13 protein-coding genes are annotated in these 15,476 nt (G+C 57.2%); 4 read left to right on the top strand and 9 right to left on the bottom strand.

Annotated elements, in window-relative coordinates; genetic code table 11:
- Positions 1-17 precede the first annotated feature (17 nt).
- From GKC41_RS04730 to GKC41_RS04740, 3 genes are all read right to left on the bottom strand, one after another.
- Positions 18-1,421: an MFS transporter gene (locus GKC41_RS04730; RefSeq protein WP_154313190.1), complete on the bottom strand. Its 1,404-nt coding sequence runs from the start codon at positions 1,419-1,421 to the stop codon at positions 18-20.
- A 522-nt stretch (positions 1,422-1,943) separates the two neighbouring features.
- Positions 1,944-3,053 carry a helix-turn-helix domain-containing protein gene (locus GKC41_RS04735; protein WP_154313191.1) on the bottom strand — a complete coding sequence of 370 codons (1,110 nt, stop codon included), beginning with the start codon at positions 3,051-3,053 and terminating at the stop codon, positions 1,944-1,946.
- On the bottom strand, positions 3,050-3,673 hold the full coding sequence (locus tag GKC41_RS04740) for a hypothetical protein (protein WP_029677702.1): 624 nt from the start codon (positions 3,671-3,673) through the stop codon (positions 3,050-3,052). The genes GKC41_RS04735 and GKC41_RS04740 overlap by 4 nt, the downstream gene beginning before the upstream one ends.
- Positions 3,674-4,023: 350 nt before the next feature.
- Between GKC41_RS04740 and trmD the strand changes: the two genes are divergently transcribed.
- Positions 4,024-4,974 carry a tRNA (guanosine(37)-N1)-methyltransferase TrmD gene (gene trmD, locus GKC41_RS04745; RefSeq protein WP_154313192.1) on the top strand — a complete coding sequence of 317 codons (951 nt, stop codon included), beginning with the start codon at positions 4,024-4,026 and terminating at the stop codon, positions 4,972-4,974.
- A gap of 25 nt (positions 4,975-4,999) precedes the next feature.
- Here the strand turns inward: trmD and rsmD are convergent, their stop codons facing one another.
- The 4 genes from rsmD to GKC41_RS04765 form a co-directional block, all read right to left on the bottom strand.
- Positions 5,000-5,611 carry a 16S rRNA (guanine(966)-N(2))-methyltransferase RsmD gene (gene rsmD / locus GKC41_RS04750; RefSeq protein WP_324612053.1) on the bottom strand — a complete coding sequence of 204 codons (612 nt, stop codon included), beginning with the start codon at positions 5,609-5,611 and terminating at the stop codon, positions 5,000-5,002.
- Positions 5,612-5,615: 4 nt separating this feature from the next.
- Positions 5,616-8,093: an ATP-dependent DNA helicase RecG gene (locus tag GKC41_RS04755; RefSeq protein ID WP_154313194.1), complete on the bottom strand. Its 2,478-nt coding sequence runs from the start codon at positions 8,091-8,093 to the stop codon at positions 5,616-5,618.
- A gap of 100 nt (positions 8,094-8,193) precedes the next feature.
- Complete coding sequence (gene rpmB / locus GKC41_RS04760; protein ID WP_029677698.1) at positions 8,194-8,388, bottom strand: 50S ribosomal protein L28; 195 nt, start codon at positions 8,386-8,388, stop codon at positions 8,194-8,196.
- 124 nt (positions 8,389-8,512) lie between these two features.
- Positions 8,513-9,541 carry a helix-turn-helix transcriptional regulator gene (locus tag GKC41_RS04765; RefSeq protein ID WP_154313195.1) on the bottom strand — a complete coding sequence of 343 codons (1,029 nt, stop codon included), beginning with the start codon at positions 9,539-9,541 and terminating at the stop codon, positions 8,513-8,515.
- Between the two features lie 407 nt (positions 9,542-9,948).
- Here GKC41_RS04765 and GKC41_RS04770 point away from each other — a divergent pair, with 407 nt between their 5' ends.
- Positions 9,949-10,749 carry an ABC transporter ATP-binding protein gene (locus GKC41_RS04770; protein ID WP_229281632.1) on the top strand — a complete coding sequence of 267 codons (801 nt, stop codon included), beginning with the start codon at positions 9,949-9,951 and terminating at the stop codon, positions 10,747-10,749.
- Here the strand turns inward: GKC41_RS04770 and GKC41_RS04775 are convergent.
- Positions 10,709-11,380 (bottom strand): sugar O-acetyltransferase, encoded by a 672-nt coding sequence (locus tag GKC41_RS04775; protein WP_418904390.1) that lies wholly within the window; start codon positions 11,378-11,380, stop codon positions 10,709-10,711. The two genes, GKC41_RS04770 and GKC41_RS04775, sit on opposite strands and share 41 nt — an antisense overlap.
- A gap of 201 nt (positions 11,381-11,581) precedes the next feature.
- On the opposite strand from GKC41_RS04775, the gene GKC41_RS04780 reads away from it, so the two are divergent.
- Both GKC41_RS04780 and GKC41_RS04785 read left to right on the top strand, forming a co-directional pair.
- Entirely contained in the window at positions 11,582-12,034 is a 453-nt protein-coding gene (locus GKC41_RS04780; RefSeq protein ID WP_154313198.1) for a GNAT family N-acetyltransferase, read from the top strand.
- Complete coding sequence (locus GKC41_RS04785) at positions 12,031-12,915, top strand: mechanosensitive ion channel family protein (protein WP_229281634.1); 885 nt, start codon at positions 12,031-12,033, stop codon at positions 12,913-12,915. Before GKC41_RS04780 ends, GKC41_RS04785 begins: the two co-directional genes overlap by 4 nt.
- A 26-nt stretch (positions 12,916-12,941) precedes the next feature.
- Here GKC41_RS04785 and GKC41_RS04790 read toward each other — a convergent pair whose 3' ends face one another.
- The gene (locus GKC41_RS04790) at positions 12,942-15,470 is read right to left on the bottom strand and encodes a DUF4268 domain-containing protein (protein ID WP_154313199.1); all 2,529 of its coding nucleotides are present in this window, start codon (positions 15,468-15,470) and stop codon (positions 12,942-12,944) included.
- Positions 15,471-15,476 lie beyond the last annotated feature (6 nt).

Genomic DNA, 15,476 nt, shown 5'->3' on the forward strand with positions numbered 1-15,476 from the left:
CCAAAAGGAATCAGGCATCACACAACCTGAACGCCGCCTCCATCCCGACCGGCCAGGCTGCGTTCCAGGAACCAGGCCACCAAGAGGATGCCCAGGACGATCAGAAAGACGAAGACGAAGGCCCAGAGTGCTCCGAACTGGAAGGCCTGGGCGCCGGCATGGATCCCCCGGGCCTTGGGCATGCCCGTGATGATGGCAGCCAGGACCCCGGTCGAGGCGGCACCGGAATACTGCTGAAGCGTGTTGAAGAGGGCATTGCCGTCAGGCACCAGTTTGGGCGGGATATGTTGCAGCCCAACCGTAAGCAGGTTGTTGAAGACGCAGGCCTGACCGACCATGTAGCAGGCGTAGAGAAGGATCATCAGCGGAACGGACAAGTGCCGGCTGAGGACCAGGAAGCCTAAGGCCGAGAGGAAGAAGGCAACGCTTCCCACCGCCAGCAGTCCACGCAGACCATGGCCATCCAGGTAGCCGCCTGTAATGGGCTGGCAGAGGGCGGAGAGCAGGCTCCCCGGCAGCAGAAGCAAGCCAGCCACGGTGGAGGTCTCCCCCAGGACGGACTGGGCCATGTTGGGCAGGATAAATGTCAGGCCGATCTGGACGAACTGGACCAGGAAGTAGAGAATCAGGGCCAGAGTGAAGGTACGGCTCCGGAAGACTGAGATGTTGATCAGCCTGGTGCGCTGATGCGCAAGGGTCCAGACTCCTGCAGCAAGGGCCAGAACACCGATGAACAGGGACAGCCAGGTAATGGGCCCATGAACATCCAAGGTGCTCAGCCCCAGGGTCAGCCCGGTCAGAAAGACACCCAGAAGAAGGAACTGAAGCCAGGCGAAGGGGCCGACATGGGCGCTCTCCTTGTCAGCTGCGATGAGTGCGATGATTCCGAAGACCAGCTCGATGGGCAACACGATCAGGAAGATGTCTCGCCAGGACAGGGCCTGGATGACGGCTCCACCAAAGGTCGGACCCAGGGAGGGTGCCAGGGCCACCGCCATGCCGGCGCTGCCCACGTAACGACCCTGGATGTGGAGAGGAACCTTTTTCATGATCAACGAAAACACCAAGGGGAGGGCGATACCAGTGCTGATGCCCTGCAGGAGGCGCCCCGCCATAAGAACGGGAAAGCATGGAGCGAGGATGCACATCAGATCGCTCCCCAGGAATATTCCCACGCTGGCCAGAATCAATGCGCGGGTCGTGAATGAATGCTCCAGCCAGGCGGCTGCCAGAACCGTCAAAGCCACCACCAACAGATAGCCGGTGGTCAGCCATTGGACAGTGCCCAGCCCGGTTTTGAAGTACCTGGTCATCTCCGGAAAGGTGACGTTGAGCGAGGTCTCCAAAAGGACCCCGCAGAAGGCGAGCCCGGCTGTGCCGGTAATCAGCAGTTTTGTTTTCTTATCAACATGGTCGACCATGGACCGTCCGCTCCTCACACATCAGACCGTTCGCATAGCCATCACCACGGATCCGTACGGCATGGCATCATCCGATGCCGCTCTCATTGCTGTTTACGCAACGGTTATAGCTCTCTGGCTGCGTTGATGACATCTTCCAAGCAGGATTCATACGCGACTTGAAGACCCAGACAGTGTAACACCAGCAGGCGTACCTCTCCTGGCGCGCACACCTTACCCGAACAGGTTTGGGAAAGTTGATAGCATTGAGATTTGCTGTTTGCACTGACGCGGTTTCGAACAACTTACATTCATTATCGACCAGACTAAGCTACCCGTCCGTTGATTTTCCAAACTTCGCCGCGCCTGCAATAATTCTGGACGAATCTAGCCCTCGCGGTTCCAGTCATACTTTGTCTGTTCCGTCGACAAAGGACCCGTTGAGATTCTTTTCGACTTGACACTACCCGTATGAAAGTTCTTTCCGAATATCTCGCTGACAAATGTGGTCTTCATGGAGATGTTCCTAGTAGCTGCTTTAGCCTATCTCATGATCGTCCAGCTCGCCGCCTTTTCCGTCAGCCTGTTGTCACACCAATCGTTCGCAAGTTCAAAAGGAATGCCAAGGAATCCCTCAATCCCATCCCTGGGCACCGTAGAACGACCGGTATCGTCCAGTCCGCCAAACGCACGGCCGAGCATTTGAGCAAGACGCACCGGATGCTCCGTCTTGACCTCTACGGGCTCATGCTTTATCCAGTGACGCTGCGCCATGCGAACGTATAGGGATTTGTATTTGTCCCCATCGATCAGGCCCAAATCGAAAGCTCTGCGCACAGCCGCACCAACGGAAATTCCCCACCCGGACTTTACGTACAGGTAGTCCTCGAGCATCATGCTCGGGCTGATGACCGCTCGTGCGTCAGACTCAGGAAGAAGGAATTCACCAGCGAACTCGTTAGCCTCCCTCTCCATCAAGGACACATCCTTGGGACGGCGGTACCGGTGCAGCACCAGATGACCCAGCTCATGAGCAATAGTAAATCTGAGCCGGTCGCCAGGCTTGTTTTCCGGAAAATAGCCTATAAGAGCCTTGCCTGGGTAAGTAACTCCATCACTGACTGAATCGGCCACCTTCGTCGTCAGCGGCGCAATGATCACTCCTTTACGTTCCACGATTCGAATCATGTTGCGCACCGCTCCCGTGGAAGGCAGACCCAGTATCGCACGCGTGTTTGCCGCGATGTCGCGGACTCCCTGTGCCTGCGGGTCCAAGGTAGGCGCAATCTCATCAAGCCAGGAGGCCGTCTCATCCGGCACATTTGACATCGAACTCACCCTGGAGACCATGTCCGTCAACATTTCGAACTCCGCGCAGATGCGGTTACTGAGATTCAGTGTGATTCTTTTCTTGCGGCGAAAGGCTAGACGATTCCAGTCAAGACCTGGCTCGCGCAGCATAAAGAAAGACAATGGAAGGCTTGTCGCATAGGCTATCTTTTCAATGCTTGATTCCGTAAGATTCGCAGTCGGATTGCCAACCAGAATGCCAATGTAGGTCGGGGTCATGCCAGAATGCTCGGCAAGCTCTTTTTTGGTCCAACCCCGATACTTCCGAGCAAGCTCAATGCGCGTGGGGTTGAACTCATTCATCCGTTCGTCTCTTCCTTTTCTTCCTGGACAATTGTATTTGAGCGTGGGACCAACAGCTCGTTTTCTTCGTCATCACCGTTAAATGCCATACCGTTGAAACCTTCACCCATCTGAAGAACCATGAGAGCGATGCAGGGAGCGCCCTTAGGAAACCGGCCGGTTCCAGTAGGTTGGTAGGCGGAACAATGAAAAATGCCGTTTGCTTCAGTCCAAACCAAGACAATTTCTGAGTTGCTCAGCGGCTTCTTGCCGGAAAGCTCCTGGTCGAACATTGCTGGTTGCACCCATGCCTCCCTACGCCGTAAGTTCGTTCCGGCTGGAGGAACACTTCCCTCGAATTTAAACTTCTTGAGGAATCGAAGCTTGAGGCCTGAACTGATATTGCGCAGATGAAGACAAGAGGTGGACTTCGTAAGTTTCCAGCCGTCGATTGGCTCATCTGCGATTTCTGCGCGGAGCGTTGCATTGAAGTTGTCTGCATAGAGCTTCGGATACTCGATTCGAGGAGTGCCAAGCGTGTTCATGGCCGACAGTGAGCGAAGCCTAGCCTGCGGTAACAATGTCGGAAGGGCATCATTGATTGGAATGAGGTTCTGACGGATGAGCTCAAGTTTTTCCAAGGAGTCTCCTTAAAACGCGCGTTTGTGTTTGATATTCGGAGCATTATTTTATTTTACTATCTGAGTTTGAGATTACTGCCATAAAATTAATCTATCAAGTCGGAATACATGCAGATTTGCTTTGTCTTTTCACCGTCACGCTGTCACGAATCCTCATGACGACAAATACAAGGCGACGATATAGAGCCCCACTGAGCCGACCATATTCGAACGGTTGCTGCACAGCAGCCATCAATCTGACAGACTCGTTGGAAATGAAGCTCGCCACATAATCAACCTTTAGGCGAACTTAAAGAAGCGCCAATCCGCGCCCGATCCCGACCCGAACAGGCTTGGGTAGAGTTGGTGACATGCAAATCGATATCGTCTCTGTCTTCCCCGAGTATTTTGACGTAACTGGACTCAGCCTGCTAGGCAAGGCCCAGGAGAAAGGCCTGGTGACCATACGCGCCCACAACCTGCGCGATTGGACCCATGACGTGCATCACTCGGTGGATGACACTCCGGTAGGCGGCGGAGCCGGCATGGTCATGAAACCCGAAGTCTGGGGCCAATGCCTGGACGATCTGCTGGGTTTGCCAGACAGATCGAATCTGCAGCAACCCACCCCAGACCAGACAGCCGACACTACCGATACTGAAGAAGAAAAAGAGGCAGCGAAGAGTTCCGGCAACAAAAGCTACAGCATAGCATCCGAGGCAGGTTCATCTGCAGACAGCCACGAGGCCGGCGCGGCCGGACCAGTTCTGATCTTCCCCAACCCATCCGCTCCCCTGTTCACCCAGGCCGATGCAACAGAGCTGTCACGGGCGAAGAGGCTGGTATTCGGCTGCGGCCGCTATGAGGGCTACGACGCACGCATTCCCGACTACTACCGGAATCAGGGGATCGATGTCCGGGAATACTCAATTGGCGACTACGTGCTCAATGGGGGCGAGGTAGCAGTCTCAGTCATGCTGGAGGCCATAACCCGGCTCCTGCCCGGCTTCATGGGTAATCCTGAATCCATCGTGCAAGAGTCCTACACCGGGGATGAGCCGCTGCTGGAGTATCGCCAGTACACACGCCCCACCGCCTGGCGTGGCATGGCCGTACCCGAAATACTGACCAGCGGTGACCACGGAAAGGTGGACAGGTTCCGGCGCGATGAGGCCATCAGGCGAACCAGTCGGATCCGCCCCGACCTGATTGCCCGATTGGACTGCTCAACCCTGGATAAGCATGACCGCCGTCTCTTGGAAGACCTGGGCTGGGACACAGGGGAAACCCATCCGAGACCTCTGGACCAGCCTTCAAATTGATCAGCCACCAAATTTGCAGGGACAATCAGCGGGCTGTCAGATAGTAGATTGCTGTTTCCCCGTAAGCGCGAGCCTGATCAATGGCCCATCCTTCAGGAGCCGTGGGCGACGGGGTGCGTGTCGATCGCTCCAGAATGATCATGCCTCCATCGTCCACCATTCCGCGGCCAGTCAGACCGGTCATAATGCTCTGGCAATCCGCAGTCGACAGATCATAGGGCGGGTCCATGAAGACCAGGTCGAAGCAAGCCTCGGACAGAGCGGCATCCTCATGACCGGAGGAGAGGGGACGGACAAAGCGCTCGGCACGATTTCTGCAGACACGAATATCCATGGTTTGATCCCAAGCTGGATGATGGCGCAACCCTGCAGCCGAACGAGACAGCAGTCCAGCGACGCGGCCGGAAGACTCCACAGCCACCAGGCTCTGGGCCCCGCGGGATAGGGCTTCGAATCCCAAAGCCCCGGTACCGGCGAATAAATCAAGAACTCGTGCACCGGGCAGCAGGCCTTCGGACTCCAGGTGGGAGAAGATGGCTTCCTTGGTCCGATCGGTGGTGGGCCGGGTGCCCTTGAGGGCTGCAGGAATGGGGAATCCCTTGAAGCGGCCGGCGATGATGTGCATATGGTCCGTTATCCTTTCAGCTGGAGACCAGGAAACCTTCGTTGCCCCTCATGAAGTCCAGAACGGCGCCAGCCAGCTCGGGCTGACCGGCCAGGGTAGGGTCGGACTCCAAGAGTTGGCCGGCCTGGGTTCGAGCACGGGCAATCATGGGCGCATCGGTAACCACCCGCAAAAGCTTCAGGGAGGAATGCCCGCCGGACTGGGCATCACCCAGCACGTCGCCAGCTCCCCTGATGCGAATGTCCTCCTCAGCGATTTTGGCCCCGTCAGTGGTGTCGCGAATGACATCAAGCCGCTCGGCAGCCGGGGAATCCGCAGGGGCACGCGAGATCAGGAAGGCCCAGGAGTCTGTGCCTCCGCGTCCCACCCTGCCACGCAGCTGATGAAGCTGGGAGAGTCCGAACCGATCGGCATCGAAGATGACAATGCAGGAGGCTTGGGGCACGTCCACCCCCACCTCCACCACAGTGGTGGCTACAAGTAGGGGCGTGCGGCCCGAGGCAAAATCCGCCATGACAGCATTCTTGGTGGTGTCGTCATCCCGACCAGTCAGCGTGGCCATGGCAATGCCCTGGAACTGCGGCAGGGCCGCCAGGCGCTGGCTCATTTCAGCTACCGAGTGCAGAGGCGGACGCTGGCTACTCCCCTGGTCCTCATCGACCAACAGCTGAGGCTGGGAATCGACTTCGCCAGATTGGTCAGGATGGTCGGACGCGGCCGAGGGATCGTCCTCATCGTCGATGCGGGCGCAGATGACATAGGCCCGCTCCCCAGCCTCAATCCGTCGACGCAGGTGCAAGAACATGGCACCCATGGTCGCTCCTTCAGACTCGGCGATGACGTGCGTGCGGACCGGCTTGCGGTTGCTGGGCAGCTCGGTCAGGGCGGAGATGTCTAGATCGCCGAACCAGGTCATGGCGGCTGTACGCGGGATGGGCGTAGCGGTCATGATCAGCAGGTGGGGAACCCGCTCGGATTTGCGACGTAGCTCCTCGCGCTGCTCAACCCCGAAACGATGCTGCTCGTCTATGACGGTAAGAGCCAGATTGGGAGCCTGGAAAGTCTTGGAGAAGGCCGCATGGGTGGCGATGACAATGCAGGGACGTCCGGAGGCCGAGACAGCCAGGGCAGAGCGGCGCTGGGTCAGTCTCATACCTCCGGTCAGCAGCACCAGAGGCAGGACCAGCTGATCCGTCATACGGATCATGGTGACGTTGTCCACAGGCTTATGGTGGCCTTCTACGGCAGTGGTGGTTACATCGGTGCCCATGGCCTTGAGCATGCCGCCGATAGAGGCATAGTGCTGCTCGGCCAACACTTGGGTAGGAGCCACCAAGACAGCCTGATGACCAGCCTGGACCGCTTGAAGCATGGCCGCCAGTGCCACCACGGTTTTGCCGGAGCCGACCTCGCCCTGCAGAAGCCGTTGCATGGGCTGATCCTTGGCCATGTCGGCGCCTATATCGTTGATGACCTGACGCTGGCCATCGGTCAGTTGGAATGGCAGGGAGTCGATGAAACGGGCGGGCAGGGTGCCTGGACGATCAGCGCCCGAATCCGAACATGGATAAGTGGGCTGCTCTTGAGTCTGGCGACGGGTCTGCAGAAGGGCCGTCTGCGAGACGAAGGCCTCCTCGTAGCGCAGGGTCTTACGGGCCGCAGCGAAGTCGTCAGGGCTCTCAGGGGCATGCATGCCCAAGAGGGCACGGGCACGATGCATCAGCCCTTGGTCGACACGGACCTGCTCGGGCAACACATCAGGTATGGCCCGGCCCAGCGCTTCCGGATTGATGCGAACCTCGGCACTGGCCTGCTCCTCATCGGCGGCGCCGGCTGGGGATATGGGTCCAGATGCATCATCGGCCTGTGCCAGCAGACGCAGAAAACCCAGAATGATGTCGTGAATATGGTCCGAGGAGATGCGGGAGCTGGCGTGATAGACCGGCCGCGGCCGACGGACACGCTCCAGTGCCTCGTCAAGGCTGGCCGCATCGGGCCGGGAAGCGTCCACAGCAATTTCCTGATTGGCATCGGCAACAACCAGGGTCTCAGGATGGGTGAACTGGAGCTGGTCCATGTAGACACCGGGCTCACCGGCTACGACCAGATCCGCCCCTACTTGCAGCCGACGGATCATCCAGTCCATATAGGGCTTCTTGTGAGAGAAGAAGACCAGCCTGACCGACAGCGGAGTGCCACCCCGACCGGTGACGAAGGCCGCATCGTCCACCATCACATCCAGCCGAAAACCCCGGTGCCCGCTCAGTGGCACCAGACGTACCTGGTCCACCCGGGCGGCGAAGGCGCAGGGCTCGCCAAGCCGGATGCCGGCAATAGTGGTGACCTGCATTGGGTCGGTGATGCGGAAAGGATAGTAGGTCAGCGCATCCCCGACCGTGACCACGCCCAGAGCCTTGAGAGCGCTCACCCGACGTCTATTGGCCACCAGCGAGGCCACGGTGCTGTGCAGACCAACACGAGCCACTGCCGACATACCCGATCACCTCCCGCAAGCGCCGACCATCATCCCTCAGGATGACAAGAACCCCCGGAGCTTTGCCCCCGGGGGTCCCAATACGACCGACGAACCGCACTCAGGCGGCGACGCGCTGCACCTTACCTGCCTTGAGGCACTTGACGCAGACGCGCAGACGCACGTTCTGACCGTCAACAGTGGTGTGCACCGACTGCAGGTTGGGGCGGAAGATGCGCTTGTTCCGGATATGCGAATGAGAAACACTGTAACCGGTCTGCGGGCCCTTGCCGCACACCGCGCAACGAGCTGCCATGATGACTTCCTTTACGTTGTTTTCCAAGTCGTCTCAGGTGTTCTTGCCCGCAACGCAAGGCTACGGATGAACACACAACTTTGTTAGATTACTACATTCCGCTAAGTAAGGCAAATTAACGGTCTCAGGCACGGGGAGGCTTGCGGAAGATGCCGATCAGAGACTGAAGTACTCCGCAGAATACCCCGCCGATGATCCAGATGGCCCAGAATGGAATGCGCCAACCGAAGAGATTGTCATAATTGCCGGAGAAGAGCATGGTCAGGGCCACCAGCGTGCAAAGGCCCATGATGGTTCCGCTGATGGCATTGCTTATCCGGTGCTCGTAACGATAGGTATCCCAGCGACCATCATCGGCGGAATCAACCTGCCTGTTGTAGGCACGGAGGTTCATCATCCTATGGCTGGTTCCCGCGTGGACCAGCAGAAAGACCCCGAGAGCCAGAAGAAGGAAGAAGACAAACCCTCTGACTTGATCGGACCAGTCCCAGATCAGGTATCCGGCAGAGTTGATCCCCACATCCAGAAGCACGACAGCCAGACCGCAGACCAGCTCCCAGGTAGTCTGCCGATAAACTCGCGAGCGCTCCTCATCGGTATAGAAATCCGCCACATAGGGATGCCTGCGGCGAAAGTCCTTCCTTGCGGAAACCGCCGGTATGAGACAGGCCAGACCCAGGACGATGCCGATCATCAGAGCAAGGAAGGCCAGACCATTCTGCGTGTCGGTCGGCTGGTTGGCTCCGGCGAAGAGACCACCGAAAGCCAGTCCCAGCATGATGAGGGCGATGCCGAAAGCCATGCGCAGACTGTAGACATTGCTGAAGGAGGCGTAGCCGGTCACGTCTTCCATACCAGATTGGACAGGCTGCATAGTCGCATGTGTTGTCGAAGTCGCCTGGGTGGTTTCCTGATGGTCCGGCCTGGACGCACGTTGCCCGGAACCTGGATGCCGCACATCGCCCAGGACCAAATCATCAAGGGTGCAGCCGAAGAGGTCACAGATGCCCAGGAGCTTGTCCATCTCAGGATATGCCTTGTCCGACTCCCACTTGGACACCGCCTGACGGGACACCCCCACCAGCATGGCCAGCTGCTCCTGAGTCATGTTCCGCTGCGAACGCAGATACTGCACGTTGGTTCTAAAACTCATAATGTTCTTTCTCCCGATCGACAGAATGCCGATTCAACCAGCAATGAGACCATGATGAAGCGTGCAGGGCTCCGACCGCCACCAGCTTTGGGTTGCACCCGGCAAAGACACCGATATTTTCCGTCAACCAACGGTTGCATCCTTGCAATTCCAAGGAAATAAGCAATCACTGAATCCCTGTCATCCTGATGACGACCCGCCCATCAATCCCCCTTCCGGCAAGAGATACGACCCCTCTACGTTCACGATACATATCTTTCAGAAGCAAAGGCGAATTGTGTGGTTTCCACCCTGAACCGTCCCCGATTCAACCCTGAAAACACCCTGAGCGGAGCTCTCGCCATGGTCTTATAGAGGTAGAGGCCAGGCGGGAAACGAACGAAAGGAAGGCAACGATGCAGCATCGGATGGCTAAGGATCCATACGCACAGACCCCACTCATTCTGGACAAGATCTCCTACGACTACGGAACGCGGCAGAAGCAGGGCGCCCGAGTGCTGGACGAAATCAGCCTGGAATGTCAGGCGGGGACCTGGACGGCAATCATGGGTCCTTCAGGCGCCGGCAAATCGACCCTTCTCTATTGCGCCGCTGGACTGCTCCAAGTCAGGCAGGGCAGTGTGGCCATCGCCGGTGAGGACCTGACGCGAATGAAAGAAAGGGAGCTGACCAGACTCCGGCGCGACCATATCGGCTTCGTCTTCCAGGACTACAACCTGGTCAACGCCTTCACCTGCCTGCAAAACACCATGCTGTCCAGCCTCTTCGGCGGCAGGAAAATCTCCGCCCAAGCGGCCCTGTCCGCCCTGTCGAACGTCGGCTTGGAGGGGTATACCAATGCCTATCCGGCCGACATGAGTGGTGGCCAGCAGCAGCGCGTGGCCATCGCCAGGTCCCTGGCTGCCAGCCCGGAGATCATCATGGCCGACGAGCCCACAGGCGCCTTGGATACCCATAGCTCTCGGGATGTCATGGACCTCTTCGACCTGGCCGTCCGAAGCGGGCAGACCATCCTCATGGTGACCCACGACCCCAATGTCGCCGCCCGGGCCCACCGCGTCATCTTCCTCCAGGACGGGCGCATTCAGGCAGCATGCCCGGGCGGAGACCCGCAGACCATAGCCCAGCAGCTGGCCAGCATGGATGCTGTTCCAGACCAGGAGGCCTTCAGCCCTCCCCTGGCAGTTCCATCCGATCAGCCTCGGTGATGGTCCGAATTGCCCGGCAGGGCACGCCCACGGCCAGGGAGTCAGGCGCGATGTCATGGGTGACCACGGATCCAGCCCCGATGACCGCTCCATCGCCGATCGTCACTCCCCCGGCCACAGTCACGTTTGACGCCAGCCAGCAATTGGAGCCGATGGTGATCGGAGCGCCCAACTCGTAGTCGTAGAGGGAACCATCCTCATGGCGCCTTAGATTCCGCTCCTGCCACCGCAAGGGATGCAGGGGGGTGGCCAGGGTGACGTTGGGGCCGATCATTACATCGTCGCCGATCCGTACAGGGCAGGTATCCAGGACAGTGAAGTTGAAATTGGCGAAGATGCGCGAGCCAAGCTTGGTGAAGCATCCATAGTCGAAATAGATAGGCCCCATAAAGTCCACATCCTGACCATGTTCGGGCACCAGCTCGTCCAGGAGCCGGCTACGCAGGTCCCGCTCCTGCTCGGAAGATGCGTTGAACAGACGGCAAAGTTCGTGGGCCTTGACCCTCAGCTGGCCCAGTTCGGAATCCGAGGCATCATAGAGCTCGCCAGCAAGCATCCGCTCCCTCTGTGAGCCCCAAGCCCCTTTACTGGCTCCGCCAGCCGCACCTGTCAGTTTTGAGTCCTTGTCCATGGCCATCCAATCATTCCCGCGTCACTTCAATGTCACTGCAGCAAGTCTGCACTGCTTGCAGATTCCCCACCCATGTAATCGTCTGGGTCAGACAGCGGACAGCCGCACATACCAGTCGTCATTCTGTTGCGGACATACGTTCACGCCCAGGGTCAAGCTTGGTAAATTGGAGGCAGCTGAGGACCATGGCGAGGAGGAAACATGCGGTATGAGGTGAGCGAGACCATCCCCGATGATGCCAGGGCCATTCGTACGGCCGTATTCGTAGAGGAGCAGGGCTTCCACAACGAATTCGACCAAACCGACGATGCCAGCCTCCATATCGTGGCCTATGACGGGGATGAACCCGCCGGTGTGTGCCGAATCTTTCCCGACCGTGACAAGACATGGACCCTTGGCCGGTTGGCGGTTCTGAAGCCCTACCGCGGTCAGCATCTGGGCGCCAATTTGGTAGGCAAGGCTGAGGAAACCGCTCGAAACCAGGGGGCTGACCGGCTCACACTCCACGCCCAGGAACGGGTGGCAGGCTTCTATAGATCCTTAGGATATAGGGACATTGGCATTCACGACCAGGACGAGGGATGCCCGCACATGTGGATGGACAAGCCGCTAACGGACAGCGATGGAAACGAGCCGGAGGACAAGGCCTCATGAATCTGACCGTCGATTTTGCCAGCACAAGCATCGCTACGAATAAGGATCCCATGGGAAGGTCCGAACAGGCCATCTCCAGCTTCAGCGATGCCGTCATCTTCTGGTTCCGTCAGAATTTCGGAAAAATCATCCTACTAATTGTCGTGGCTGTCTGCGCTGCCTTGATCTCCAAGATTGTAGCGGCGGCCATGCGACGTGCCTTGGAACGGACAAACCTGCCCAGTGCCTCCATCTTCGTCAACATCGTTCGCGCCCTGATCTGGATCTTCGCTGCTGCCACAGTCCTGCAACCCGTCTTCGGAATCAACCCATCCACTGTGGTCGCTGCCCTGGGCGTCAGCGGCTTGGCGCTCTCATTCGGATTGAAGGACACAATCGCCAATATCGTCGGCGGCTTCGGACTGATGGTCAGCAAGGTGGTCCAGCCCGGTGACATCATCACCATCCAGGGCACCACCGGAACCGTCCGCGATGTGACCTGGCGCCATACCATTGTCATCGACAGGACCGGCAACCAGCTGCTGATCCCCAACTCCATCCTCAATACCACGGCGCTCGAGAAAATCACCGAGGCCGGCGAGGCCGCCACCACGGTTCCCTTCACTCTGCGAGGGGATGCCGATATAGCCAGGTCCTCCCATTCCATTGCACAGGTGGTGGCCCAGGCAACCAAGGGCATGGCCATGCCATCCAACCCGCCCATTGTCCAGCTCCAGGGCTTCACCCCTTATGGCATCAAGGGCCAGGTGGTCATGTTCGCCAAGCAGGGTGTCATCGCCGCCGATATGCAGGATGCCGCCACCCGCGCTCTGGCCGGCCAGGAATACCTGGTTCAGGAGGCCGAGCTCCCATCGGTGAAAGGCGTAGACCAAGCCAACTGATTGCTGTAGGTTTTCGTCTTGAATGACTAGCGGACGTACTGGCTGACGCTTTTCATCTTGAGCAAAGCGTCAGCCAGCCAACGATAGATATCATCCCATTGGTCTTGCTTGTAATCAGTATGCCTCGTCAGAGTCAGGTGGCGTGACTTCTTGTCTGCATCCTTATCATCCCATTCCAAATCACCCTCCTGGCTTGACAGGTCGCTCTCGACCTGAGACTTTTGCTCAAGGAAGTCCGCATATTGCGCAGGATCATGAAAGAGGAATTCAACGGTGGCGTACCCGTCCCTGATGCCGATGAGGCCTGCCAGATTGCATCCGGACACGGGCGAGCCAAAACTCAGCAGGTACCTCGTATGGTCCGCTCTGGTAAAGGCCGAGCCGAAAGCGGCCATGAAGTCATTCCTGGCCTTACAGAAGTCAACGAACCCATCCCAGAACATGGCCCTCACCTTCGAGCGGTCCAAAGACTCCATATCACCTTGTGAAACCTGGTAACGAGAACGAAAATCGTCAAGGCTGACGCCCCCATGTCCCCAAAACGTCCAGCCATTGATTGAGCTGCTGCTCGCCCCAGCCAATTTGAGAACATGCGAAGCCGCTGACGAGGGACTCTCAAATTCACGTCCATCCGAGACCCTAATCATCATCTCTCCAGTAATGAGGGCACTGGCCTCATACTTGCGGGAAAGACTCTCCAGTCGATCGCCAGGCTTCAGCAGGCCACTGGCACCCAACATGTGCAAAGAAACCGTCTTTGTCGGAATCTTCGCCTGCTTATCAGCTTTGTACTTGTCAATAGTCGCACGATCGATCTTCGGCATAGACCAGACTTCCAAAGCCTTGTCAGCCAGTCGACACGTCCTGGCCTCGATGGACTCAGCGTTCCATGTCTCCGCACCACGCAACTCACGTGAAATAGACAGATATTCATCCTGATACCCACCGACAATTCGATCCCTCTTCTGCTTAAACAGCCCATCCGAAAGTTCCGAGTTATAAGCGGTCAGAGTTAAATTACCCAGCTTGTTGACATGCTCCGCAAAAACCCGTTCGCAATCAGCACCCAACATTTGCCGCCACTGCTCATGAGCGAGCGCATTCTGGGGCAGAATATGCTCAATGGTGTAATTCCTGGAGGAGAAGTCAATAGGGTTCTTAGGATGGTACGCATTCTCCAGTGTCGTCAACATGTAATTACAACGCGGAAAGGGATAGAAGTCGCGCGAAAGAAGGGTCTGACGAAATTCATTGTCATCAGGCATCCGATGGCTTGTTCCAGCCCCGCCCAGCAAGGCTGCCTCAAAAGCCTGCCGATAGCCGGGTGACCCATCTTCCTTTATCTGTCTGAGACGTGCTATGACCGAAAGCGAGAACCGGTTCAGCCCGTTGTTGGACATCTGGCAGGCAATGCGGCGGAAGAGATAACTCTCCAACAGCTTCAGCATGGATACAAAATCACTCCGACTGAAGAGGTCATCCCCCTCCTGGTAATCATCCAAAAGGGTCATGAGCAAGGGGTTGATGACAGACATATTCAGAGCACGAATGCGATCAAACAATCGATCTATTTCAGGATCATCCCCCGAGCTCGAAGTGATGCGCGAATAATACCCGGCAAACTTGCTCATCTGATCAAGAAGCCCGACTATTTGACCATGGTTATCGTAGCCATTGTTGGTCACGTAGTCTTTAAAGAACCGGTATACGTCTCGTGTAGGCACTGGTCTGGGGGCGTTGATGATGGCAAGCCAATCATAAAGAAAATCATCAAAAACGTCATTATAGACATCCACGCCAAGCTTTATTTCAATTGTTCTCCAATGATCTTCATACAACTTTCCCTGCATCTCCAGGGGCTGCCGCATAAGCACATAATTACGAACCAGATCTGCAGTCGAAAGGTCCTTACCGGTTGAGTTCATGGACTCAAAGATGGCCTGTGGATCATCCTGACCCTGCGTCAGGGAGATCGACACTACCTCCAAGCGCCTGAGCCCAGCCCACACGCTGTTCGGATCCTTCATCTCCTTCAATTGATGGCTGAACCATTGGAAGTTATCGATGATTCTATGGGACTCACTTGTAATCGGGGCCCTAGGATCCTCCAAATGGTGAATGACAGACTCGTATTGGTCATGATCACCCTCCGAGAGGCATAAACGATAATGCCCTTCGCCTTCTCGACAGGAATCAATCAGATATTCATCTGTGAGTTCATTGCAGGAAAACTGCAACTGATCGGCCTGGTTTGGGTGGCTATCTGCATAGTCAGCAAGTGCTGCTAAGAGAAGATTTACGGTTGTGATTCTCTGCTGACCGTCGATAATGAGAGCCGGTGTCACCCCATCGGCGCCCATGGTGCCCTCTTGAACCCATACCACTGAACCCATGAAATGGGCGCCTTCTTGTAAATGCCCGATGTGAAGCACATCGTTCCAAAGCTGCTCGCATTGTTCCTCATCCCAAGAATAAGGGCGCTGATACACAGGAACGATAAAACGCTTGCCCTTATCGGCAATCAGACTCAGCAGCTTAACGGGACCAGCATCCATAGGGAA

Source organism: Bifidobacterium asteroides (genome assembly GCF_009683175.1).
Taxonomy (GTDB): domain Bacteria; phylum Actinomycetota; class Actinomycetes; order Actinomycetales; family Bifidobacteriaceae; genus Bombiscardovia; species Bombiscardovia asteroides_H.